This window comes from Sediminibacterium sp. (genome assembly GCF_051860225.1).
Classification (GTDB): domain Bacteria; phylum Bacteroidota; class Bacteroidia; order Chitinophagales; family Chitinophagaceae; genus Sediminibacterium.
In genome coordinates, this window is the sequence record NZ_JBHYEI010000004.1 from 43,808 (window position 1) to 64,816 (window position 21,009).

Below are 21,009 nucleotides of genomic sequence, written 5' to 3' on the forward strand. Positions count from 1 at the left end.
AGTGATTCGTAATGATTTCTAAGTAAATAACTTTTGTTTATTCATCCAGATTTCTTTGTACTTTATTTTCATATTATCATCTAAAAATGACCGATCAATCAGATTCATTACTTCATCATTTTTACTACTATAAAATTTAAATATTTTGTTGTAGACATTTTCATTAATACTTAACTTTTCTGCTAATACTTTAAAGTCTACTAATTTTATTCTAGCTTTTTTACCATTTATTGTAAGTGCCAATTCTTCTAAATCTTTTGGATTTAATAAGTTCACATTTAGCAAGTCGTAAGCTGGACTTAGTCTAATCCCATTTTCCTGATGCATTAAGGTAAAATTCTTCAAATGCATATCATTATTACCACATAGAAAACTAAATAAAATAATTTCAAAATAATATAGCGTGTCAAGACCTCTATTACAATAATTTGCAACAAGCTTACCTGCTTTTTCGTAAGAGCTTTTATATTTATTTTCTGTTAAAAATTCGGACACTTGGCACAAGTCTTCAACATGAATTTTTTTTCCATTAACTCTGTCAAACCGTTTTGCGATATATACCATGCTTCCATTACTTGCTTGTAGAAGAGCGTGTTCGCAAACAGGTATTTTAAACAATGTTGCTAAATGCATGGTCAAGTCTTCTGTTTCTGGCATCATCGGATAAGCGTAATGCTGTGGCTTTAAAATATACTCACCCCACAATCCAACAATTGTTAACCGACTTTGGTCATTTTCTTTTTGTAGCGTAAGTGATAATTTTGGTTGAACTCCCGTTACTGCAATCCGTTTATTAACGGTTTGTTTAGCCAATGCATCTATCAATGCATCATCCAATTGTAACGTTGGTACCTCCTTCGTACCAAAAAATTTTTTTGCACAGGAAGGATGATATTTTCCATCTTCTATTGCTTTATAACAAAACCAACAATTATTCATGGTGCAATTTTATTCAGATTCAACAGAAACTGCTCCAATAGTATCTCTGCAGGTAGCTAATAATAAATCAAAACGGTCATTGGCTTTTACTTTCCAATGAGTAACTGCTATATCTAGCAACCAGCCCTCAGGTATTAACCCATCAAAAAAGGGGAATAATACTTTGCTGACGTAAATTTCTTTACGTAATGGTAAAGTAAGACTGATGGGTTTACTTGTTGGATTTTGTAGATAATGCTCATCGTATTGTAAAACATAACCATCATCTGTTTCAGATAGCAAGGCAGCCAATGCCCCATCATAAAAAATTCTTGCAGTTTTAGCCATTTTTGTATTCTTTAAAGTTGACAGTTAGTTCCGCACCAAATAAAGCCAGTATCTGGTTTACCTTATCCATTCGCATAGTCACTTTTCCTTGCTCAATTTCTCTAACGAGTCGAAGACCCACTCCAGATTTTACAGCAAGATCTTCCTGTGTAAGATTATTGTGCTTTCGTTGTTCTTTTAGAAAAGTAGAAAGATTCATTTTATACCTTTATGGGTATAAATGTAATAAATTTATTTTAATTATACCTTTTTAGGTATAAAATTTATTTTTAAACATAGATTATACCCTTTTAGGTATATTCAATCGAAGAGAACTCAACAGTTATTTATTTTCTGAATGGTATTCCAATTTCTGGTGGTGATATTTTTTCCAAAAAGCTTCTCTAAGTCTTCCATTCCTTTTGGGGTATTGCTTGTGGTGATGTCTAAAACGCTTATAATAATGTGGTTTTTTGTACCAATAATTTTAAACGAATTGTCTTTGGAAATATATGGGAGTGTTAATTTGATTGTTGAAGGTTCTTTTAAAAATGAGATGTAAAGCCGTATGTTTTTATGAACATCAATGCTAGCAAATGGATCATCATTTACCAATTCGTTTATTTGTTTATGGGGGATTAAAATCACTGGGATTAAAAAACCAAAATTCTCCGTAAAGGCAGATTCTATAATACGCTCCAAACCAGCAATATCTTTTTTTGTGGTTTCAAAAACAATATTTCCTGAGTTTAAAATAGTTGTTACATTTTCGCATCCTAAATGGGTCAGTATAGTCTTTAGCTCCGCCATTGGCACTTTATGATGGCCTCCAACATTGATGCCGCGGAGAAAGGCTACAAGTTTTAACATAAAGTAATTCTATTTAGTAGCCCATTATTTTAAATACTATTTCCTTATAATTGTCGCGTTCATACAACACTGCAATTTTCTTTTTCCCAACTTTAACTAAATCAGAATAAGCAGTAAAATCTCTTTTCGCTTCATCTGTACTCCTATCAACTAATATACTTTTATCCCATGTTTCTCCCTCATCATAACTGATGCGCAATGTCAGATTATTTCTTTTTTGAGAATCTGCTGCATTGCAAAACGCAAGTATATTTTTTCCTTTTTTCTTTCCGATATTCAGTATGCTTCCCTGACATACTGGATCAATTAAATTTTGATCAAAATAAGTGGTGTCCCAAGTTGCACCACCGGTACTGCTTATAGAAACAATCCTAGCCTTTATATCACCGCGTTGATTACGACTATTCATCATTAGTTGTCCATTGCTCAATTCTACAGCCATTGATTCATTACTACCATGTATACTTAGAGATTTGCCAACGTGAAAAGTTTTACCATGATCATCACTGTAATACCCATGAGCAACATAATGTCCGGCAGCTTTTTGTGGCTCTCCTTCACTATGATTTGCCGCAATAAAGATTCTGCCTTTATATTTCCCTTCTTGAAACTGCATAGCATGTCCAGGAGTGTTGGCATAATATCTCCAATCTTCAACGAAATTAAATTTGCTATTAATTGCTGGTTGATTGGGGCGATGAACCTGTTCGGTTATATCAATCGGTTCAGTCCAATTGATACCTCCATCTATCGATGTTTTATAAAAGCAATATTTAATTCCGTTTCCTTTTAAAATCTCCCTTTCATGATTATTACCAGTATTATAAAATAGAAAAATTCGACCTTGTGGGAAATTAGAATCTTTTAAATCAACCACTGGTGCAGGGTTACACAATTGCTCGTTTCCAAACTCTGCCACTACTTGTAAAGGTGACCAAGTGTTTCCTTTATCAGTACTGCGTTTCATTACAATATCAATATTTCCATAGTCGCCTGCACCATTTACCCTCCCTTCACAAAAAGCCAACAACTCACCATTTTTCAAAGCAATAATTGCAGGAATTCGAAAACTTTTATAACCATCGGTACCTGAAACAAAAACAGGAACTGTTTTCTCTTGAGCATAGAGGTTTAGAAAGCTAAAGACTATGGAAAGTAGAATAGTTAGTTTTTTCATTCAACTAAAATTATACATAAATAAAATACTAAACTGATTCCAAAGGATTCACGTCGCTGCGCTCCGTCAATTAGGATTGTATTTCTAAGAGCTTTAATAGCCAAACGTGAGCCGAAAATTTAATTATGAATATAATACATGTCATTTGCAGACTAGTAGGCAATTTTTAAAAAATTATTCAGGTTATCTCTGTTATTTAGATACACCTTTTGCGGCATTGGGAACTCCGTTGGATGAAATTGGGATTCCATTAAAAGCAACTGGAATTGGTTTAATTGTTTCTTTTACTAATTCTGGTAACTTTATTTTCTCCTTGATGGCCAAATTATCTTCGTAGATTTTAATCAAGCTTGGCAAATTAGGATCTATACTAAGTTTTTGATCTACATCTATACCTTCAATAATTTCTTTGATTTTATTTATGGTATTGGCATCTGGTACACTAATAATACAATCTAGATTGGTCATTTCATCGTTCTCAAAACGATAAGTATATATTCTTCCTGAAATTTGGCAGCCCTGTTTCACTTGTACTTTTCCAGTACAAAATATATTGCCACTAAATTTTCCAGATAATACCAATTCTGAGCAAATTAAATCGCCATTAAACACTGAATTGCATTCGAGTAGCACTTTTTGCTTTGACAAAAGCGTACCATTTATACTGCTTTCTATCTTTAATGAATGCTTGGTCTTAAAATGACCTTCCATAAAAACCCCATCGGGTAAAGTAATTAATACCTGGCTTTGATCTATCATATGCTAATTTTAAAAGTTTAAGGGCTAAAAATTTAATTTGTGTTTAATTGAAACTATATAAAGTCTTGATAACTTATTTTGTTTCTAAATAATGGGAGTATTACAGTTAAGCTTTATGGAATATTTAATAGAACCAACATTAATTTAAATATACTAGCCTTAGCTTCCTAATTCTTCTCTAGCTTTAGAAACCATGTCAATAATTACATTATCCAATCGATTTATTTCAGTTGATAAATAATCAATTAGTTGATTGGATTCTTCATATGACTTATCAATATAATTACACTTTAAAATTTCAATAATTCCTTTCATATTTGCAACAGGAGCTCTTAAAGTATGAGAACTTTTCCAAGCGAGTGAATCTAAACTTTGAACATACTGCTCTTGAAGTAAATTCATTTTTCTTTTTTCATCAATGTTATTTGCACCTATTGCAACACCAACCATTTTACCAATTTCATTGTAAAAGGGTCGAAAGTTAATTTCAAAATATGACATGTTTTTTGTATCATATTTGGTTAACACCATTTCACTATCTACCTCCTTACTATTTAATGCTTGTTTAATATTAGTTATGAATAAAGGTGCCAATGTTAAATCGATTACATTTCTTAAATCAACATTAAATTCAATCTTCTTATTAAAAATATTACATACGATTTTCTCTGCAGATTTATCGTAATACAAAACTTTAAAATTATTGTCAATCAATATATTAATATCATATTTACTAGACTCAAGCAAACTTAAATACATGGACTGGCTCAAAGCAATATCCATTAAACCTTCACGTTGGATATTTGAACCCTTTTGAACGGAATTCCCATAAATAAACTCAGGAAACTTGATAAATAATAATAGGACAACTATCAAATTAACCAAATTATTAAGGATCATAACAAAAAAGATGGAACTAGCAACAGTAATAAAAATGACAGCAATAACTGCAAGAATAAATCCAAAAATCTTTAAGGTTAAAAATAATCTTATGAACTTAAATTTAGATTCAAAATCTGTTATTAAGTTAGATTTGATTTGTCTCCTAAAACGAACATATATTAAACAACTAAAAACTGCATAAATTGCCCAACTAATAACTCTTAGCATAGTATGCCAAATTGTTCCCAATAGTCCTTCTCGATACAAATCATAATCAATTAACTTACCAGAAACAACCACCTGTAATGTTTTAATCTTAAACTCTGGAGAGCTTAAATAAAAAGGCATCAATTCTACTACATTCATTATAAATGGAAGAAAATGTAAGAAATCCCATCGCCTAAGCTTATGTTCATTATAGAAAAGAGTCCTAACAAATAAATAAATCAATGGGCCACCTAAATATAAAAAAGGCCCTGGTGCTCTTATTAAGTATGTAAATTTTAAATAATCATTCGTTTGATATAATATTAATGTAATGTTTTGAAGAAATAGTATTGAAGTAGAAGCAAATAAAAATATCATCGGCAACTTCCAATCACCTCTTAATAATACAATTAATAAACAAATTAAGGATAAGAAAAATGTAATGTAATTTATATAATTCGAAACTGCTAACATCTGTTTTATAAATAGGATAAGAGAAATTGGATTGAGAGGTAGATTTTGTTAATATTTTATTGGTTGGCTTTACTTTTTGTCATTTTCAGATTACTTCCCTTTTTTTAAGTGGGACCGATTTACTTATTTTTTTGGAATTGTTTAAATTGAAACCGTGAATTCCAAAGAAGATTTCAGGTATTGTCACATCCAAGCTTTTTGAGATTTTATAAATTTGGTAAATGCTTGTATTTATACGTCCCAGTTCTATGCGACTAACTTGGGTATATTCCATACCTGCCTCTAATGCTAATTTTTCAATACTTAGTTGCTTTTCTAATCTTAGCTTTCGGATTTGATAACCTACTCTAGCACAGAATTCTTCTTTCGACATTGACATAAGACAAATTTGTATTACAACGCCTCACCCGACAATGGCAGATATGCCATATTATTAGGGAGGAATTTACAATCAAATTTGTTGGACTTATAAACGAATAAAAAATATCTGCAACCTTGCAGAAACTATATATTTTTTGGAAAATGAATTAGTGAAGAATTAAGCTTAATACTTTTCAATTCATTTCTGCCACCAGTGATGTAGTAATTAATGGCAACTGAATCATCAATTTTTAATAGAAATGCCTCTTTGATTCTAGAGGATTTTTCATTCACTGAATTTGATCGTATGTCAGCAATATCGTTAATGCTCTGCTTGATTTTATCTAAATCATCACGATTAGCGATTCGTGAGTAAATTTCAAATAATTCACTTTTGTATTCTGAAAGATGTTTAAACAAAATGCCTTCTGGATGCTTTAACATGAATATATAAAACGCTTTAGGCAGAGGAGTCATTTCGATCTCAATATTATTAAAGTCTGGAAGCCATATCCTAAATTGCTCGTCAATGATTAACTTACTTGGCGCAATAGAATTTGTCTCTATCTTATTTAAAAGAACCTGAATGATACTTTCAAATACAACTGGATTGAGTTTTTTAAGTATTTGAATCAAAAAAAGCATTGAAGTGACAAGTAGTTTTTTGTTTTTTATACTTTTAATTTGATTAATAACTCTAATCACTTATGAAATAATTTTATCGTGCTCTAGTATAACTATTTGCTTTGCAACATAGTTATACTAGTCTTCCTTCAGTAAAAAATAAATTATTTTATCGGTGGGGAGCTTACCGGAATACCTGAACAAGTTAATTTGAATTCAATTTATTGGGTTAACATAGATTTGTTATGATTACTCAAATAAAAGCAAGAACATTGCCATTTTCTAGTATGATTTATTTTACGTTATAAAATCTACAGAGTGAATCAATTTTGGTGTTTGTTATGAATCAATTCCTAAAAACAAAATCCACCAGTTGAGAAATTGCTTATTCAGTCCCTTTTAAAATAAATCAATTTAGCTCACTGCGTTCGCTGATCCTTTTATCGATTAGCTCGTTTCACTCGCAGATCACCAAAGGATTCACGTCGCTGCGCTCCGTCAATTAGGATTAGCTCACTTCGTTCGCTGATCCTAATTGTGGGGTAGCCAAAACAAGTAAACCCTTCAGCGCTTCGCGCTTTGGGTTTTTTAATTTCTCGCCCTTACGCGAACAAGTTCGCGACGGCCTCAAACTAAAAAACCCCTCGACTTCGTCGAAGGGTTTTCTTGTTTCGTCGGGAAGACAGGATTCGAACCTGCGACCCCCTGGTCCCAAACCAGGTGCGCTACCGGCCTGCGCTACTTCCCGAGACTTTGTTATCCTGATTTTCGCCGGAGAAAATCATTCTTGAGTTTGCTAGCAGATTAGTGTTTAATTAATCTGCGGTGAGGGCGGGATTCGAACCCGCGGTACAGTTTAACCCGTACGGCAGTTTAGCAAACTACTGATTTCAGCCACTCATCCACCTCACCGTCCTTACTCCTTTTGGGAGAGGGCTGCAAAAATAAGTTTCCTAAGCTTAACTGCCAAAAAATGATGCAAAAATTCATAAAATAAAACATCCTGTCTACAAGAGACAGGATGCACAATATTTTGAGACCCAAAAAAAATCAAATTACATCGCAGCTAACTGTACTTTCTGCGTCAATTCCATTACGTTTTCTCTGAATATAGAATCCGTATCCATTAAGTCTTTAACGGTTTGACAAGAGTGAATCACCGTAGTATGATCTCTACCGCCAAAATGCTCTCCAATCGTTTTTAAAGAGTTCTTGGTAAAAGCTTTGGCCAAGTACATGGTAATTTGACGAGCCTGAACAATCTCTCTTTTTCGAGTTTTGTGCAATAAACGATCGTAAGGAACATCAAAATATTCGCAGACCATTTTTTGAATGGCATCAATGGTGATTTCTTTGCTACTTGTTTTTACAAAGTTTCTCAATACTTTCTTAGCCAACTCTACATCAATTTCTTTCTTATTTAAAGAAGATTGTGCCAATAAAGAAATTAATGCCCCTTCTAATTCACGCACATTCGTATTGATATTGTATGCAACGTACTTGATTACCTCTTTCGGCATATCAAGCCCATCATTCTTCATTTTCTTTTCTAAAATCTCAATTCTTGTTTCGTAGTCAGGTACTTGTAAGTCTGCACTTAATCCCCACCTGAACCTACTCAACAACCGTTCTTGCATTCCATCTAAGTCTTTAGGGGGTTTATCAGAAGTTAACACCAACTGTTTACCACTTTGGTGCAAGTGATTAAAGATGGCAAAGAAAGCATCCTGACTTTTTTCTGCCCTGCTAAAAAACTGTACATCATCTATTATCAATACGTCAATTAATTGATAGAAATGAATAAAGTCGTTGATTGCATTATTGCGACTATGATCAACAAATTGATTAATGAATTTCTCGCTACTCACATATAACACCACTTTAGAAGGGTGCATCCTTTTCACATCATTTCCGATGGCTTGGGCTAAGTGTGTTTTTCCCAATCCTACGCCACCATAAATAACCAATGGATTAAAAGAATTGGCACCTGGCTTTTCTGCTACGGTTTTACCAGCTCTGCGGGCAACCCTATTACAATCTCCTTCAATAAAAGAATCAAAAATATATCCATGATTCAATTGTGGGTCAATTTGCATTTTCTTTAACCCTGGAATAACAAAAGGATTTTTCACTGGATTATCAATCACCAAAGGAAAATTCATCTCATTGTTGTTGATTGATTTAGGACCACGAGCAGGAATGTCAACTGAACCATTTCTGCTATTGGTATTGCCACTATCTACCATAATACGGTACTCTAGTCTAGCATCTTTTCCTAATTCACGTTTCAGCGTTTTAGCCAATAAAGTAACATAATGCTCTTCTAAGTACTCATAAAAGAACTGTGAAGGAACTTGTATCATTAATACATTCCCTTTTAATTCAACAGGTGTAATTGGTTCAAACCATGTTTTAAAATGTTGCCATTCAACAATGTCTTTGATAATTTTCAAACAATTGACCCAAACATTTTCAGCGTTCTTAGCCATACAAAAAGGTGAACAATTTTATATAATCAGTTAAGTTAATCCTCTTGCTACAAGTTATCTTATTTTCCCCATATGTGGATATGTTTAGGAAATAAAATAGGGATGCGAATATGTAGACTTTATGTTGAAAAAAAAATTTTTTTATTCGCTAGGTTTTCTAATCATAACCACAGTATGGGCTTTCGGCGATTTTTTTCTTTTTGTTTCCGAAAAATTATAATCCAAACGACCCATTTGGATGCCTCCCCAGCCCATTTGGTTCACCAAAATATCCCCACCATCCTTGTTTTTATATTTTCTTGGCTGATCAAAAAAGCGGTGAGTATGCCCCCCAATGATCAAGTCGACGTTACGGCTCTCTTTCGCCAACACTTCATCACTCACTTTATTGTCTCCATATTTATCGCCTAAATGAGACAAACAAATGATTAAATCACATTTTTTTTGACGCAAAATTTCAGCAGTTTCATTTGCAGCAACAATTGGGTCTTTATATACCGTATTGCCATATAAATTTTTAGGGACTAATCCTTCTAATTCAATACCTACTCCTAAAATTCCTATTCGCTGTTTCCCTTTTTGAATAATCGTATAAGGTTTATAATTGTACTCCATAGGAGTGTTTGCAAAATCATAGTTACTGATCACCACAGGAAATCGAGCATGTTGCAATTGATTCGCAAAATTTTCGATACCTGCATCAAAGTCATGATTACCCATGGTAACGGCATCATAGCCCATTTTACTCATGGCTTTAATTTCAGGTTCGCCCTTATATAAATTGAAATAAGGAGTCCCTTGAAAAATATCGCCTGCGTCTACTAAAAGGGTATGGGGATTCTCCGCTCGAATAAGTTGAATTAGAGAAGCCCTAGCAGCAACACCACCCAATCCCTGATTCCTGCTTCCATCCATTGGAAATGGCTCTAACCTACTATGCACATCATTAGTATGCAAAATGGTTAATTGTGTCTCCTCAGGAATAGACTGTGTATTCAACACAGACGCTCCAACTACTGAGCTAGATAAAACAGCAGATCCTGCCAATGCTGTTTGCTTGATAAAATGTCTTCTATTCATTGCTGCTACTTGTTACTCTGTTTTCAATTTTTGCATCTACTGGTTTTCCGCTGGCGGTAATTAATTGGATATATTCCAATAAAGCGTCTCTAATCAGATACCCTTTGTTCTGAAAAGGAAATACTTTTAACATAGCGGCATCGCTCCCACCCTGTGCTATATAATCAGAATTAGCAGTGAGATACGTTGCATTCCGATCAAGTGGCTTACCATTGATGATAATATCCACTGCTTGCTTATTTTTAATTTTAAAAGAAGAACCCTTTGAAATAGGCCATCCACCATCTGCAGCAATATGATTGAGTAATGCTTCTAACACAGAACCTTTTAATTCTTGCACTACTAGTAAATTATCAAATGGCATTAATTCGTAAACATTGCCAATAGTAATATTTCCTTTATTGATACTCGCTCTAATACCTCCTTGATTCATAAATGCAATGTCGATTGGCATACCAAACTTTTTGGTGCCCATTTCTAACATACAATCTGCCATAAAATTTCCCAAACCACTTTCAGGTAATCGCTTCGTCATCGTAGCAGGTGTAAATCCAATCACTTTATTCATGGTCCTATTCACTTCAAGTGAGTAAGGCTGAACTAAATTTAGCAAAGCAGTATCTGCTGATACTTTAGGAGAAACAGGGTATCCAGTATAACTTACCGATTTCGGAACCTGAACTGTACTACATGATAGGAACAACAAGAAAATTCCGGAATAAACAAATGAAATCACTCTCATGAATAGATATTGAATGAACAGAAAGGTACAATAATAATTGGAAAATTAAAACCTACTTTTGTAATAAATAAATACGAGTATGAGTTACGAAATTACGGGCAAATTGGTTGCCAAATTTGATATAGTGCAACGCACAGAAAGCTTTAAAACAAGAGAATTTGTATTAGAAAAATCAGAAGATATCAACGGCAGAACTATTACCAATTATGTAAAGTTTCAATGTGTGCAAGATAAAACAGCCATGCCCGATCGCTTTAATTTAGGTGAGGAAGTAAAAGTGATGTTCAATATCAAAGGAACTAAATGGATGAAAGATGGTCGCGAAAATTATATCACCAATTTAGATGCTTGGAGAATGGAAACAGTGAAACTTGCTAATGATGGAGATATGCCGCCATCGGCTAATTACAACGATATGCCTCCTCCAGGAGAAGTGGTAGACGACTTACCATTCTAAATTATCTAACTACTTTTTAGGATCAACACCTGACAGTATGCAACAACAGATTACTTTAAAATTAAAGCCTGAAGAAGCTGCGGATGCACAACTAGTGCAAGAAATGATTGCGCAGTCTGCCGGCGTAAACCTAACTGCACTTACTGGATACAGAACGCTTAAGCAATCCATTGATGCCCGAAGCAGACAGCAAGTCTGGATCAACCTAACCCTTCAGGCTTTTATTAATGAGCCTTTTGTAGAGAGAGAAAAAATCAGCGTTCCATTATCGCCCATTAAAGCCAACGCCAAAAAAGTCATTATCATTGGTGCCGGACCAGCAGGCTTATTTGCGGCATTGGAATTAATTGAGTTGGGCATTAAACCCATCATACTAGAAAGAGGCAAAGATGTTAAAGCCAGAAGAAGAGATTTGGCGGTACTAAACAAAGAGGGCATCATTAATGCTGATAGCAATTATTGTTTTGGAGAAGGTGGTGCAGGCACTTATAGTGATGGAAAATTATATACACGCAGTAGTAAAAGAGGCAGCATAGATAAAGTGTTACAACTTTTTTATCAGTTTGGTGCCGAAGAAAAAATCTTATATCAATCGCATCCACATATTGGCACCAATAAATTACCACAGATTATTTCAGCCATGCGTGAGCAAATTATAGCTGCAGGTGGCGAAGTACATTTTGAAACCAAAGTAACCAATTTTGTTACAAAGCAAGATGCAATACAAGAGCTAATTGCCGCTAATGGCAATCGTTTTTCTGCAGATGCATATATATTGGCAACCGGACACTCTGCTCGAGATATTTTTAGGTTATTGCAAGAAAAAAACATCTTAATAGAAGCAAAACCATTTGCATTAGGTGTTAGAATAGAACATCCACAAAGCATTATTGATGCAGCCCAATACCACTGTGATTTTCGTGGTGATTACCTGCCACCTGCATCTTATAGTTTAGTAGAACAAGTAAAACAACGAGGCGTATTTAGTTTTTGTATGTGCCCGGGGGGGATCATAGCCACCGCGTCTACAGATCCTGGCGAATTAGTAGTAAACGGCTGGAGTCCTAGTAAAAGGAATAACCCATTTGCCAATAGCGGTATGGTAGTGCAAGTGGCAGAAACAGATGCGTTAAACTATTTTAAAAAGCAATCTGCTGATGCATTGTTATTAATGGATTTTCAACAATCGGTAGAACAAAAAGCATACAATGCAGGTGGTGGAAAATTTGTAGCACCTGCGCAGAGAATGGTAGATTTTTGCAACAACAAGCCATCTAGTAATTTACCAGCATGCAGCTATTTACCTGGACTAGCTTCTGCCAATTTAAAAGAAGTATTGCCCCATTTTATTCGAGAAAGTTTACAGGGTGCTTTAAAAATGTTTGGTGCAAAAATGAAAGGATATTATACCAATGAAGCTGTATTAGTGGCAACAGAAAGCAGAACCTCCTCTCCTATTCGCATTCCAAGAGATGCAACAACATTAACCCATCCACAACTCAATAATTTATACCCCTGTGGGGAAGGTGCAGGTTATGCAGGGGGAATTGTAAGCGCTGCGATGGACGGTCAAAGATTGGCAAGGCAAATTGCTGCTGTTTAATAAAAAACAGAATGATTATGTCAAAACTAAAAGCAATAAGAGAACAGCAAAACTTTACTCAAGAAGAAATTTCAGAGAAATCGGGTGTATCGGTTAGAACAATTCAACGTATTGAATCAGGCAAGGATCCCAAAGGATATACTTTGAGAATTTTAGCCCAAACATTGGGAATTGAAGAAAATGAATTAACTACTTCTATTAAAACTGAGACAGTTAATACGGTCAACATTAAAATTAAATTAATCAATCTTTCATCTCTACCATTTACAATAATACCTATTGCTAATATTATAGTACCTATAATATTGATATATGTTTGGAAAATTAGAAATCCACTTACAAAACAAATCGTCTCAATACAAATAGTGTGGACCATTATAGCTCCAATCATTTTTTTGTTAGGAGTGTTATTAAAATTAGGTAATCAGTTTACGCTACTGTTAATGGTGCTGTTGGCATTATCTAATGTAGTAATCATTTTAAGAAACGCATTTGAAATAGATAAAAATAAAAAACTATATTTCAAGCTTAATTTCAACCTTTTATAAAATTGACGGGGACTTGTCAGGTTTTTGTCAGGGTGTTTTTGATGAAACAATTAAGGTAGCCTTTCATCTTTGCAAAAAACACAGACATGATTAAATCAATACTTACCCTTGCATTTGGGCTGCTCTTAATACTAAAAGGGAATGCCCAATTAGATGATACTTCAGCACTATATAAAACCATTTTAAAACAAGACAGTATACTTTTCACTGTTGGATTTAATACTTGTGATTTAAAAACTTTTGAAAATACCTTGAGTCTTGATTTTGCTGATAATAAAAAGATAGAAGAATGGTTAAAAGAATTAAATATTCCTACTGTTGGTATAGGAGTTATTAAAGCCGGAAAACTGCAAGAAGTAAAAGTATATGGCGAACTAAAAAAAGGGATAGTTGCACCTTATAATACACTATTCAATGTAGCTTCTCTTACCAAACCAATAACTGCTACGGTTGCATTAATATTAGTTAGTCAAGGTAAATGGAATTTAGATGATCCAATTTACAAATATTGGATAGATCCAGATATAGCCATCGATTCAAATTTAAAAAAACTAACGACTAGACATATATTAACCCATCAAACAGGATTTACCAATTGGAGAGGTAATAGCAAAGACGGGAAACTTCATTTCGAGTTTGCACCTGGCACCAAATATCAATATTCGGGAGAGGGTTTTGAATATTTAAGAAAAGCTTTAGAGCAAAAATTTAAACAACCACTAAATCAATTAGCTACTGACTTAGTTTTCACAAAACTAGGTATGAGTGATACCAAATATTATTGGGATAATCACACAGATAGCTCAAGGTTTGCTATTGGCTATAATACTCAAGGAAGTCCTTATAAAACCATCAAGAATAAAACGGCCAATGGAGCAGACGACTTATTAACTACTATTGAAGATTATGGTAATTTTTTGGTCAGCATTCTAAAAGGCAACCATTTAACTAAGCAATTAATGGATGAGATGGTTTCTTTTCAAGTAAAAACAAAAAAGGACAAATTCTTTGGACTTGGCTTTGAAATTTATGATATGGGCAACAAAGAATATGCTATTTCACATGGAGGCTCAGATATGGGATGCAATACCATTTTCTTTATTCTCCCTAAAACAAAAGAAGGCCTAGTCATTTTTACAAATGTGGATGATGGTTACAAAATTTATGAAAAATTATTAACTCAATATTTACCCAAATACGCAAGTAAAATAATTGAAATTGAAACAAAGTAATTAACCAATTATTTATTTTTTCCTCGCTTCTAACAAATTACGTTTGATCAACTCATTGGCATTATAAGCTTCAAGTTCAGAAGCGTACTGGGCTTGCTTTTCATCAGACCAATTGGTAATACCGCTTAAATCAGGTTTGCCAGCATCAATCCAAGCAGTGTACCAAAAATTGGCAATCATATCTGCAGAATGCAACAACTGTTGATTAATAGTAGGCCTTAATTTTTCGGAATAAGCTTTTGCAAAAGCAGCGGTGTAAGACCTAGACTGTTTGCCATTGCGCATTTGATAGCGATACTTGGTAGAGTCGGTAAATGCTAAAGTGGTTTCAACTTCTTTAGCAAACATAGAAGGTAGTAATTCATGCGCACGTTTTATCGCTCGAAAAACGTCTTTAATTGGATTACGGAGATAACGCACTTTATGTCCACTATATAAATTGTATTGTTCAATTTCTAATTCAGGAATCATTGATTCCCATAAACTATGCAAGCCTTGTTGATTGGTTAATTGTCCATCGTAGTTAACGGTAGTATGCAAAGGAACATTTGCGTCGCCTATATAATGTCCCAAATCTGCTGCATAAAACAAAATGGAATCTTTGTTTTGCATTTTAAACGCATTGGTCAATTGATTTTTCAGAACAATTATTTGATAAGGGACATAGCCATATTTAGTTAAGGTATCCAAACTATATTTTGCAATTGCCTTATCAAAATCGTGCGGCAAATGATAGGCTGGTTTCTCATTAAATGGTTCAAGGTCTATAAAATGCTTGGGAGCTTCGGTACTATCTGTATTCCTTCTGGTATCAGGTCTTGGTGCGTCGTATACCAACTTAGGCATATTACTGTGAAAAAAACCAGCCATTTCTGCAGGAAGTTGATAAACGGCTAATTGGTGAATTGTTCTATGCACTAGAAAACCCCAACTACTTAATCCCACTAAAAAAACACTTAATAATACTACAACAACACCCTTAGAAATACCCTTCATTACAGATAATTTATAATTCAGCAACAAAATTAGCCAAATTGTAAGCCGTTGCTGTAATATTTTGATGAAAGGGTGTACTAATCATTACATTTAGTTCATATATAAACCATCATATGAGTGCAATTTTAGAATTAACCAATTTGAGAAAACATTATGCCACCCAAAAAGCGGTGGATGATATTAGTTTCTCCATTGAGCAAGGAAGTATTTTTGGATTACTAGGGCCTAACGGAGCGGGAAAAACCACTTTGTTAAGGATGATTACAGGAATTTTTTATCCGGATAGTGGTCATATTCAATTTGACGGCAAAACCTTTGATCCGCTCAACGACATTATCAAAATTGGATACATGCCAGAAGAAAGGGGCTTGTATAAAAAAATGAAAATTGGGGAACAAGCCATGTACTTAGCACAGCTAAAGGGCTTGAGCAAAGCAGAAGCTATGCAAAAAATCAAATTCTGGTTTAAAAAACTAGAAATGGAAACTTGGTGGAATAAAAAAGTGGAAGACCTCAGTAAAGGAATGAGTCAAAAATTACAATTTGTAACGACGGTGCTCCACGAACCCAAACTCATCATTCTTGACGAACCTTTTAGCGGATTAGACCCATTGAACGCCAATTTGATTAAAGAAGAAATTTATGGCTTGGCCAAAAGAGGAAGTACCGTCATATTCAGTACCCATAGAATGGAACAGGTTGAAGAAATTTGCGACCATATTGTATTGGTAAACTTAGGAAAAAAGATATTGGATGGAACGGTTCATAATATTAAACAACAGTTTAAGGAAAATAAATTCAGCATTAAATTAAGTGAGTTGCCTAGTACATTAAGTGCCCCAGCATTCAACATTGTAAATGTAAACAACAACGAATTGGTATTACAAATTAATGAGGGCTATAAAAGCAATGATATCTTAACTCATTTCTTAAACAATCAATGCACCATTGAATCTTTTCATGAAATTCTACCAACACTCAATGAAATTTTCATTAGTCAAGTAGAAGGAACACACGCAACAGCAAGAGCATTTCAAAAAATAGACAATTAATTATATGAACAAGATATTCATCATTATACAACGCGAATACCTCAGTAGAGTAATGAACAAGCGCTTTCTACTGACTACCATTCTTACGCCATTAATCATGGTTGGCTTTATTGCAGGAGCAGCATTTCTTGCCGCCACAGACAAAGAATTACATAAAATAGCAGTGATAGACCAGAATGGATTTTTCAAAGGAAATCTAAGAGATGCCAGTGATATCAAATTTGAGTTTCCAACAGATGTAGACACATCCAACTATTCTAAAAAAGGCTATACAGATATTATTATCATTCCAAAATTTGAAGGAACAGCCAAAGCAGAATATATTATACGTTCTAAAAAAAGAATTGGCTTAAGTCTTGAATCTAAAATTGAAGATCGTATCAACGATGCAATAGAAGACCAAATGTTGCAACAAGCAGGTATTGATAGAGCGCAGTTAGATTCAATTAAATCATCTTCTCAGTTTGCAGAAATGAAGTCATTAGAAGAGTCTGGAGATTCAGTAAAAGAAAGTAGTGCAGCACTCTCTTATGGAATTGGATTTGGATCAGGAATGCTCATCTATATAACTATGTTTATTTATGGCGCCATGGTGATGCGTGGGGTGATGGAAGAGAAAACCAATCGTATTGCCGAAGTGATGATCAGTAGTGCGAAGCCTTTTCAATTAATGATGGGAAAAATAATCGGAATTGGAGCAGTTGGTTTAACCCAGTTTTTTGTTTGGATACTCTTGATATTTGGAATTATTGCTGCTTCTCAATTTTTCATTCCTCAAGATGTGTTACAGCAAGTAGCAGAATTACAGAAAGCCAATGCACAAATGGGACCAGGTGGTGTAGCATCAATGGCACAAGCAGGTGAAACCGCACAAAATTTATATAAGTTTCAAAACACCATGAGTACTGCCAACTGGCCTTTGATTATTAGTTGCTTTATATTCTACTTCTTGGGCGGCTACTTATTCTATGCTTCTTTATTTGCAGCAGTAGGATCTGTTGTAAACGAAGACCCACAAGATGCACAAAGTTTAATGTTGCCCATTACTATGCCTATTATCTTCTCATTTATTATCATGAGTAGAGCAGTGGAAGATCCAAGCACTTCTATGGCAACTTGGGCTAGTATCATTCCGTTTAGTTCTCCGATGGTAATGATGGCTAGAATTGCCTATGGTGTTCCCGGCACAGTGCCTTATTGGCAATTGGCTGCAAGCATGCTCACCTTAGTAGGTAGTTTCTTATTAACTACTTGGTTAAGCGGAAAAGTTTATAGAACAGGCATATTAATGTACGGAAAGAAAGTAGGTTGGAAAGAAATAGGCAAATGGGCATTTAGGAAAAATTAACTCATTTAGATTAGCTCAAAAAACAAAAGGGTCAGCAGTTCAACACTGTCGACCCTTTTCATTTTATTTTCTAATAAGCTTAAGTGTAAAATTCTTTACAGCATCCACTTTGTTTAAATAGTCATCTATACTTTGTGATACAAAATAATCAGGTAGAATACCTACATTATCAGGCAACTTTGTGGCTGTAGATATATGTGTATTATTTGCCGAAGAGACTACAAATTTTGTATTACGCAAGCGAAACATCGTTAGCCCAGCGGTACAGAACTGATTAGATCCTAATTCTTCCCCGATGATGATACCTAAGTTGTGTACTTTAACTAAACTCATAAAATGCCCCGTGGTAGATTGTCCATTTCCATCCATCAGAAAATAGACTTTTCCCTTAAAACGATTTTTAACAGGATTAAATAATTCTACCCCGTAACTTATATCTTTTTTTCCTTCAGATTCAGCCTTAGAGTAATATACAAATGGTTTATCCATTAGGTATTGTAGCAAGTAAATACTTGGATGTTGAGAACCACCACCGTTATACCTCACATCAATTATTAAATTTTTAATTTCTCTATTGTTGATCACCTTCATACTGCTATCAAGAAAAGATTTAAAAACTGCATAATTGTTCCACTCATAATAATTGAAGGAAGCGATTGTTAAAATAGCTGTATTGCTTTCTACAATTTCTAAACACAAATCATTGTTACAACTATTAATAGAAGGATTATATAGTTCAGTTGCCATTTTTGTGGCTTTGTGTAATCGAATAGAACCATTCTTTTCTTTAACAACAATTTCAAATTTTTTTGGCAACCCTAATGCGTAGGGTATTTGTGCAGCAAAAAAGGTGTTGAACCGCTGTATTTTAGTAGTTTGTATATTAGCTTGCGATACAGTGTGGTCAAAAATAGTTGAGAGGAGTTTTGGGGTTTCAATACCATTGATACTCAAAATTTCGTCTTTTACTTTTACCTTATCGGTATTATTCATTGGATTTACCACAAATAATTGCTTATTTATCAATCTTACTTGCAATGGGAAACTGTTCTCTATAGGCAATATTGAAAACTCATTATAATCATTTTGCATAGTAGAAGAAGTTGTATGAGAACAACCAATGCTTGCAATAATTTCATTGCAATGCCAAGCAAATTCAGCATAGGTGGTTTTATCAGTAATCAATGATTTTTTATTTTCAATATTTTTAAGAAATTGGTCTTTAGAAATAAATTTCAGGGCATGAGGATGAACAGTCATTAGTTTTTGACCCAATTGGTCTAAATCTGCTAGATATCCGTTTTTGTCGTAGACTTTTGAAAATTTTTCTTTTGCAGTTAAAGGTTTATTATTTGGAAATTTAATTTTCTGAATCACATCTTCTGCATAAAAATTATCTGGGTTCATCTGTAATGATTTTGCATAAAACTGAAGTGCTTTAGTGCTATCTTTTGCCTGAAGATAGGCTTCCCCCATACTGTCATATGCATTAGCCGAATTGGGAAATTCAGCAATAATGAGCCCAAAAATGGAGATTGCATCCTTCAAATTATTTTCCCATAAAAATGAGTACCCATATAAGGTTAATTCGGTCTCATTCGCAAAATCGTATAATTCAAAATTTTTATTTTTGAGTTGATGATATAATGCAATCCTCTCCTCAATTGGTAGTTGAGCGTTTTCTTTAAGCTTAGCTACAATAGAAGTCTTTTTAGTTTGCGCTTCATTCGTTTGCAATTGATGAATTGATGTGGAAGCGAATGGTTTGTTGCTACAGGCGTGAAGTAAAAACTGACAAAACAGCGTCAAACAAATGGTATAAAATTTAGGTAGGTAATTCATTTTTAACATTTTTTATCTTTTCAAAATTGATTCGGCTAAAGTATACCACTACCTTTCATCAATGTTAGTTTGTATTGTAAATAAAATTGTAACCTTTGTAAATAATCAGTAAATAATATGTCTACATACCAAAAATTGCTAAATAGCAATGGTAAAAACCTACTTGGGATACTATCGTTAGTATTGGCTTCTGTAGCATTTGTGGCATTTAGTATTGATGGTGATGATGATTTTGAAAAAGCCAGAGTTGAAATATTGATTCGTAAAGTTGGACATGAACTCCTTTTGCGATCGGGTGACAGTGTATCAAGGGTACTTCCAGTGAATAAAATTTCAGTAAATGAATACCAGATAAATTTTGAGCATGAGTTTAGTTTTCTACCTGACTCTTTAATAAATATTACCCAACGTTTATTTGGAAAAGATCAGCAATTAGCTAATTACTTGATTAAAGTATTGAATTGCAGCAATTCTAGTATGGTTTATGGTTATGCAATTACCAATAATCAAAGAGATGATATAGTAGCTTGTATAGGAAGAAAGCTGCCAACTGACTGCTATACCCTTACTATTCAATTTAAATCTTCATCATTCATTGACTCAAAAAGAATTTACCTTCTAGGCGGTCTGCCAGTTTTAGCTTTTGCTGGGTTATTGTTTTTTAAATCTCGTAAACCTGCGAAGACTTTGCAGAAATTACCCACTCAAAATAATGACCTATTTTATTTAGGAGCATTTTTATTTGATTATAAGAATAGAAAGTTGATACTTAATGATAATACTATAGATCTGACAGGAACTGAATCGAAGGTGTTAAGGATTTTTGCTGTGTCACCAAATAAGGTAATTGAACGAAATAGAATTCAGAAAGAGATTTGGGAAGATGAGGGCGTGATTGTTGGAAGGAGTTTAGATATGTTTATTTCAAAACTAAGGAAGAAGTTAGAGCAGGATGAGCAGGTGAAGATTGTTGTCATCAGAGGGATTGGATATAAGTTAGAAGTAACATAAATCACCACTTA

Annotated in this window: 21 protein-coding genes and 2 tRNA genes; 7 read left to right on the plus strand and 16 right to left on the minus strand. The window is 34.0% G+C overall.

The annotated features are described in order from the left end of the window. Positions 1–18: 18 nt before the first annotated feature. The 14 genes from ACTIEI_RS13105 to ACTIEI_RS13170 all read right to left on the minus strand — a co-directional run bounded on the left by ACTIEI_RS13105 (position 19) and on the right by ACTIEI_RS13170 (position 10,909). Positions 19–939 (minus strand): HipA domain-containing protein, encoded by a 921-nt coding sequence (locus tag ACTIEI_RS13105; RefSeq protein ID WP_439506747.1) that lies wholly within the window; start codon positions 937–939, stop codon positions 19–21. 9 nt (positions 940–948) lie between these two features. Next, positions 949–1,266 carry a HipA N-terminal domain-containing protein gene (locus ACTIEI_RS13110; RefSeq protein WP_439506748.1) on the minus strand — a complete coding sequence of 106 codons (318 nt, stop codon included), beginning with the start codon at positions 1,264–1,266 and terminating at the stop codon, positions 949–951. Further along, positions 1,259–1,465 carry a type II toxin-antitoxin system Y4mF family antitoxin gene (locus ACTIEI_RS13115; RefSeq protein ID WP_439506749.1) on the minus strand — a complete coding sequence of 69 codons (207 nt, stop codon included), beginning with the start codon at positions 1,463–1,465 and terminating at the stop codon, positions 1,259–1,261. Before ACTIEI_RS13115 ends, ACTIEI_RS13110 begins: the two co-directional genes overlap by 8 nt. Positions 1,466–1,581: 116 nt before the next feature. Next, positions 1,582–2,115, minus strand: coding sequence for a DUF1697 domain-containing protein (locus ACTIEI_RS13120; RefSeq protein WP_439506750.1), 534 nt, complete (start codon positions 2,113–2,115; stop codon positions 1,582–1,584). Between the two features lie 13 nt (positions 2,116–2,128). Continuing rightward, positions 2,129–3,292, minus strand: a complete 1,164-nt coding sequence (locus tag ACTIEI_RS13125; RefSeq protein WP_439506751.1) for a sialidase family protein — start codon at positions 3,290–3,292, stop codon at positions 2,129–2,131. Positions 3,293–3,484: 192 nt separating this feature from the next. Further along, positions 3,485–4,051 carry a polymer-forming cytoskeletal protein gene (locus ACTIEI_RS13130; protein WP_439506752.1) on the minus strand — a complete coding sequence of 189 codons (567 nt, stop codon included), beginning with the start codon at positions 4,049–4,051 and terminating at the stop codon, positions 3,485–3,487. A gap of 159 nt (positions 4,052–4,210) precedes the next feature. Further along, positions 4,211–5,299, minus strand: coding sequence for a hypothetical protein (locus tag ACTIEI_RS13135; protein ID WP_439506753.1), 1,089 nt, complete (start codon positions 5,297–5,299; stop codon positions 4,211–4,213). A 400-nt stretch (positions 5,300–5,699) separates the two neighbouring features. Then, positions 5,700–5,987 carry a helix-turn-helix domain-containing protein gene (locus tag ACTIEI_RS13140; protein WP_439506754.1) on the minus strand — a complete coding sequence of 96 codons (288 nt, stop codon included), beginning with the start codon at positions 5,985–5,987 and terminating at the stop codon, positions 5,700–5,702. Positions 5,988–6,118: 131 nt separating this feature from the next. Then, entirely contained in the window at positions 6,119–6,679 is a 561-nt protein-coding gene (locus ACTIEI_RS13145) for a hypothetical protein (RefSeq protein WP_439506755.1), read from the minus strand. Between the two features lie 593 nt (positions 6,680–7,272). Further along, a tRNA-Pro gene (locus ACTIEI_RS13150) sits at positions 7,273–7,346 on the minus strand. Between the two features lie 75 nt (positions 7,347–7,421). Next, positions 7,422–7,510 (minus strand) — tRNA-Ser (locus ACTIEI_RS13155). Between the two features lie 143 nt (positions 7,511–7,653). Beyond that, complete coding sequence (dnaA, locus tag ACTIEI_RS13160) at positions 7,654–9,087, minus strand: chromosomal replication initiator protein DnaA (RefSeq protein WP_324206149.1); 1,434 nt, start codon at positions 9,085–9,087, stop codon at positions 7,654–7,656. Positions 9,088–9,228: 141 nt separating this feature from the next. Beyond that, positions 9,229–10,167, minus strand: coding sequence for a bifunctional metallophosphatase/5'-nucleotidase (locus ACTIEI_RS13165; RefSeq protein WP_439506756.1), 939 nt, complete (start codon positions 10,165–10,167; stop codon positions 9,229–9,231). Continuing rightward, positions 10,160–10,909, minus strand: coding sequence for a 5'-nucleotidase C-terminal domain-containing protein (locus ACTIEI_RS13170; RefSeq protein ID WP_439506757.1), 750 nt, complete (start codon positions 10,907–10,909; stop codon positions 10,160–10,162). Before ACTIEI_RS13170 ends, ACTIEI_RS13165 begins: the two co-directional genes overlap by 8 nt. Positions 10,910–10,988: 79 nt before the next feature. On the opposite strand from ACTIEI_RS13170, the gene ACTIEI_RS13175 reads away from it, so the two are divergent. From ACTIEI_RS13175 to ACTIEI_RS13190, 4 genes are all read left to right on the plus strand, one after another. Further along, positions 10,989–11,366, plus strand: coding sequence for a DUF3127 domain-containing protein (locus tag ACTIEI_RS13175; protein ID WP_439506758.1), 378 nt, complete (start codon positions 10,989–10,991; stop codon positions 11,364–11,366). 37 nt (positions 11,367–11,403) lie between these two features. After that, positions 11,404–12,969, plus strand: coding sequence for an NAD(P)/FAD-dependent oxidoreductase (locus tag ACTIEI_RS13180; protein WP_439506759.1), 1,566 nt, complete (start codon positions 11,404–11,406; stop codon positions 12,967–12,969). A 17-nt stretch (positions 12,970–12,986) separates the two neighbouring features. Then, a complete protein-coding gene (locus tag ACTIEI_RS13185) occupies positions 12,987–13,517 on the plus strand; it encodes a helix-turn-helix domain-containing protein (RefSeq protein ID WP_439506760.1) in 531 nt (176 codons plus the stop codon). An 86-nt stretch (positions 13,518–13,603) separates the two neighbouring features. Continuing rightward, positions 13,604–14,749: a serine hydrolase domain-containing protein gene (locus ACTIEI_RS13190; protein WP_439506761.1), complete on the plus strand. Its 1,146-nt coding sequence runs from the start codon at positions 13,604–13,606 to the stop codon at positions 14,747–14,749. A gap of 12 nt (positions 14,750–14,761) precedes the next feature. On the opposite strand, the gene ACTIEI_RS13195 is transcribed toward ACTIEI_RS13190, so the two are convergent. Continuing rightward, positions 14,762–15,745 (minus strand): zinc dependent phospholipase C family protein, encoded by a 984-nt coding sequence (locus ACTIEI_RS13195; RefSeq protein WP_439506762.1) that lies wholly within the window; start codon positions 15,743–15,745, stop codon positions 14,762–14,764. A gap of 113 nt (positions 15,746–15,858) precedes the next feature. Here ACTIEI_RS13195 and ACTIEI_RS13200 point away from each other — a divergent pair, with 113 nt between their 5' ends. Both ACTIEI_RS13200 and ACTIEI_RS13205 read left to right on the plus strand, forming a co-directional pair. Next, positions 15,859–16,797 carry an ABC transporter ATP-binding protein gene (locus ACTIEI_RS13200; RefSeq protein WP_439506763.1) on the plus strand — a complete coding sequence of 313 codons (939 nt, stop codon included), beginning with the start codon at positions 15,859–15,861 and terminating at the stop codon, positions 16,795–16,797. Positions 16,798–16,801: 4 nt separating this feature from the next. Next, on the plus strand, positions 16,802–18,145 hold the full coding sequence (locus ACTIEI_RS13205; RefSeq protein ID WP_439506764.1) for an ABC transporter permease: 1,344 nt from the start codon (positions 16,802–16,804) through the stop codon (positions 18,143–18,145). Positions 18,146–18,208: 63 nt separating this feature from the next. Here the strand turns inward: ACTIEI_RS13205 and ACTIEI_RS13210 are convergent, their stop codons facing one another. Further along, complete coding sequence (locus tag ACTIEI_RS13210; protein ID WP_439506765.1) at positions 18,209–19,987, minus strand: S41 family peptidase; 1,779 nt, start codon at positions 19,985–19,987, stop codon at positions 18,209–18,211. Positions 19,988–20,104: 117 nt separating this feature from the next. On the opposite strand from ACTIEI_RS13210, the gene ACTIEI_RS13215 reads away from it, so the two are divergent. After that, complete coding sequence (locus tag ACTIEI_RS13215) at positions 20,105–20,998, plus strand: winged helix-turn-helix domain-containing protein (protein WP_439506766.1); 894 nt, start codon at positions 20,105–20,107, stop codon at positions 20,996–20,998. Positions 20,999–21,009 lie beyond the last annotated feature (11 nt).

Bases quoted from the DNA above. Each gene is read 5' to 3' on its own strand.
- ACTIEI_RS13105 (WP_439506747.1), bottom strand. From the start codon at position 939: ATGAATAATTGTTGGTTTTGTTATAAAGCAATAGAAGATGGAAAATAT.
- ACTIEI_RS13110 (WP_439506748.1), bottom strand. From the start codon at position 1,266: ATGGCTAAAACTGCAAGAATTTTTTATGATGGGGCATTGGCTGCCTTG.
- ACTIEI_RS13115 (WP_439506749.1), bottom strand. From the start codon at position 1,465: ATGAATCTTTCTACTTTTCTAAAAGAACAACGAAAGCACAATAATCTT.
- ACTIEI_RS13120 (WP_439506750.1), bottom strand. From the start codon at position 2,115: ATGTTAAAACTTGTAGCCTTTCTCCGCGGCATCAATGTTGGAGGCCAT.
- ACTIEI_RS13125 (WP_439506751.1), bottom strand. From the start codon at position 3,292: ATGAAAAAACTAACTATTCTACTTTCCATAGTCTTTAGCTTTCTAAAC.
- ACTIEI_RS13130 (WP_439506752.1), bottom strand. From the start codon at position 4,051: ATGATAGATCAAAGCCAGGTATTAATTACTTTACCCGATGGGGTTTTT.
- ACTIEI_RS13135 (WP_439506753.1), bottom strand. From the start codon at position 5,299: ATGAATGTAGTAGAATTGATGCCTTTTTATTTAAGCTCTCCAGAGTTT.
- ACTIEI_RS13140 (WP_439506754.1), bottom strand. From the start codon at position 5,987: ATGTCGAAAGAAGAATTCTGTGCTAGAGTAGGTTATCAAATCCGAAAG.
- dnaA (WP_324206149.1), bottom strand. From the start codon at position 9,087: ATGGCTAAGAACGCTGAAAATGTTTGGGTCAATTGTTTGAAAATTATC.
- ACTIEI_RS13165 (WP_439506756.1), bottom strand. From the start codon at position 10,167: ATGAATAGAAGACATTTTATCAAGCAAACAGCATTGGCAGGATCTGCT.
- ACTIEI_RS13170 (WP_439506757.1), bottom strand. From the start codon at position 10,909: ATGAGAGTGATTTCATTTGTTTATTCCGGAATTTTCTTGTTGTTCCTA.
- ACTIEI_RS13175 (WP_439506758.1), top strand. From the start codon at position 10,989: ATGAGTTACGAAATTACGGGCAAATTGGTTGCCAAATTTGATATAGTG.
- ACTIEI_RS13180 (WP_439506759.1), top strand. From the start codon at position 11,404: ATGCAACAACAGATTACTTTAAAATTAAAGCCTGAAGAAGCTGCGGAT.
- ACTIEI_RS13185 (WP_439506760.1), top strand. From the start codon at position 12,987: ATGTCAAAACTAAAAGCAATAAGAGAACAGCAAAACTTTACTCAAGAA.
- ACTIEI_RS13190 (WP_439506761.1), top strand. From the start codon at position 13,604: ATGATTAAATCAATACTTACCCTTGCATTTGGGCTGCTCTTAATACTA.
- ACTIEI_RS13195 (WP_439506762.1), bottom strand. From the start codon at position 15,745: ATGAAGGGTATTTCTAAGGGTGTTGTTGTAGTATTATTAAGTGTTTTT.
- ACTIEI_RS13200 (WP_439506763.1), top strand. From the start codon at position 15,859: ATGAGTGCAATTTTAGAATTAACCAATTTGAGAAAACATTATGCCACC.
- ACTIEI_RS13205 (WP_439506764.1), top strand. From the start codon at position 16,802: ATGAACAAGATATTCATCATTATACAACGCGAATACCTCAGTAGAGTA.
- ACTIEI_RS13210 (WP_439506765.1), bottom strand. From the start codon at position 19,987: ATGAATTACCTACCTAAATTTTATACCATTTGTTTGACGCTGTTTTGT.
- ACTIEI_RS13215 (WP_439506766.1), top strand. From the start codon at position 20,105: ATGTCTACATACCAAAAATTGCTAAATAGCAATGGTAAAAACCTACTT.